The 2522-nt window shown below is 70.2% G+C and carries 1 protein-coding gene; it reads left to right on the forward strand.

Features of this window, described 5'->3' with window-relative positions; all coding sequences use genetic code 11:
- Positions 1-374 precede the first annotated feature (374 nt).
- The coding region (locus tag KXR53_RS35410; protein ID WP_437380316.1) for a beta strand repeat-containing protein at positions 375-2522 on the forward strand (2148 nt) is incomplete at its 3' end.

Raw genomic sequence — 2522 nt, forward strand, 5'->3', positions numbered from 1 at the left:
ACTTCACCCGCCAGGCCGGCGAGCTGCGGGTGGTTACGGCGGGGGCGATCCAGGTGGTCTATGCCGACGCCAACGGCGACAAGATCCCGGACTTCGCCATCAACGTCATCTCCGACCACGCGCTCACCGCGGCAGACTTCGTGCTGTAGGACAATCGGCCGGTCCGGCATCGCCCCCGGCGTCATCTGGACCCATCGATAGGGGCGATCTGGACCCATCGGAGCCGCATCTGGACCCACGGGTTTGTCCGATCTGGACCTAACCGCATATGCGTCGGGTCTGCAAGATCCCACCCGTTCCGTGTCTGCCCGGGCCAGCCGGGCGCATTGCGAAGCTCGGCCGCCCACAGGGAGGCCTGACAGGAGGACGATCCGATGACGCAGACCATCAACGGCACCCCCGGCAACGATCCCCTCACCGGCACCGATCCGGGCGCCCCGGCCAATCCCGACGGCATCGATATCATCAACGGCCTGGACGGCAACGACGACCTGCGTGGCCAGGGCGGGAACGACACCCTCGACGGCGGCAGTGGTGACGATGCGCTCCGGGGCGGCGGCGGGGCCGACGTCCTGACCGGTGGCGCCGGCACCGACTTCGTCACCTATGACGCCTCGGGCGCGGGGGTGACCGTCAACCTGATCACCGGAACCGGCACGGGCGGCGACGCCCAGGGCGACACGCTGACCGGCATCGAAGTGCTCTGGGGCTCGGCCTATTCCGACACCCTCACCGCCAATCAGGACATCGGCACCACCCTGCTCGGGGCGGACGGCGAGGACACCCTCAACGGCGGCAACGGCGACGATATCCTGATCGGCGACGGTTACATCTTCGGGACCGTCGGCGGCGGCGGCGACAAGCTGAACGGCGGGGCCGGCAACGACACCCTCGATGGCGGAGCCGGGAGAGGGGTCGACGTGCTGGACGGCGGTGACGGCAACGATACGGCGGTCTACACCCGCCTTACCAATGCCTCGGTCGACCTCACGGCCGGCACCGGCGGCGGGAGCATCTTGATCAACGTCGAGAACCTCACCGGCTGGATCACGGCCGACACCCTGACCGGAAACGCCGTGGCCAACATCCTCGACGGCAGCGACGGCAACGACCGGCTCGACGGGCGCGGCGGCGCCGACACCCTGCGGGGCGGCAACGGCACCGACACGGTGACCTATGCCCAATCCGCCACCGGGGTCTCCGCCGACCTGACCTTCGGCGTGAATTCGGGCGGCGACGCCCAGGGCGACGTGCTGCAGAGCATCGAAAACCTGATCGGCTCGGCCTTCGCCGACATCCTGCGCGGCGATGCCGGGGCCAATGCCCTCGACGGCGGCGACGGCGACGACCTGATCAACGGCTATGGCGGTGCCGACGCCATCAACGGCGGCAACGGCGTCGACATGATCTATTACGACGCCTCGAACGTCGGGGTGCAGGTCAACCTGGCGACCGGCACCGGCACCGGCGGCGATGCCCAGGGTGACACCTTTATCGCGGTGGAGAACGTCGTCGGCTCCGGCTTCGCCGACACGCTCACCGGCGACGCCGGCGCCAACAGGCTCACCGGCGGCGCCGGGGCTGACGCGCTGCAAGGGGGCGACGGCATCGACACGGCGAGCTACGCCGGGTCCGCCGCCGCTGTCGCGATCGATCTGCGAACCGGCACGGGCTCGGGTGGCGATGCCCAGGGCGATACGCTCACCGGCATCGAGAATGTCATCGGCTCCAACTTGGCCGACAATCTGATCGGCAACGGCGGCGCCAACCGGATCGATGGCGGCGCCGGCGACGATGCCATCGCTGGAGAGGCCGGTGCGGACGCCCTGATCGGGGACGCCGGCGTCGACACGGCCTGGTACAACAACTCGGCCGTCGGGGTGCAGGTCAGCCTGGCGACCGGCACGGGGATGGGCGGCGACGCCCAGGGCGATACCTTGAACGGGATCGAGAATATCGTCGGCTCGAGCTTCGCCGACGTTCTGGACGGCGACGCCGGGGCGAATGCTCTGCGCGGCGGCGGCGGCGACGACGTCCTCCGCGGCGGGGCGGGGGCGGACGCGCTCGATGGCGGCGCCGGCACCGACACCGACACCGCCAGCTACGACACCGGCGCGGTCGGGGTCACGGTGAACCTGACGGCCGGCACCGGCAGCGGCGGCGATGCCCAGGGCGACACGCTGGCCGGTATCGAGAACCTCTCCGGCAGCCAGGGCCACGACACCCTGATCGGGACCAGCGGCGCCAATGCGCTGCAGGGCTGGAACGGCAACGACCTGCTCCGCGGCGGGGCCGGGGCGGATGTGCTGGACGGCGGCGCCGGCATCGACATCGCCACCTACCACACCGGCCTGACCGGGGTCGTGGTCAGCCTCGTCACCGGCATTGGCGCCGGCGGCGACGCCGCGGGCGACACGCTGACCAGCATCGAGAACCTTCTCGGCAGCCAGGGCAATGACAGCCTGGTCGGGAACACCGGCGACAACGTGCTTCAAGGCCTGAACGGCAATGACGTGCTCACC

The organism is Inquilinus limosus (assembly GCF_051487185.1).
In the GTDB taxonomy this organism is placed as follows: Bacteria; Pseudomonadota; Alphaproteobacteria; order DSM-16000; family Inquilinaceae; genus Inquilinus; species Inquilinus limosus_F.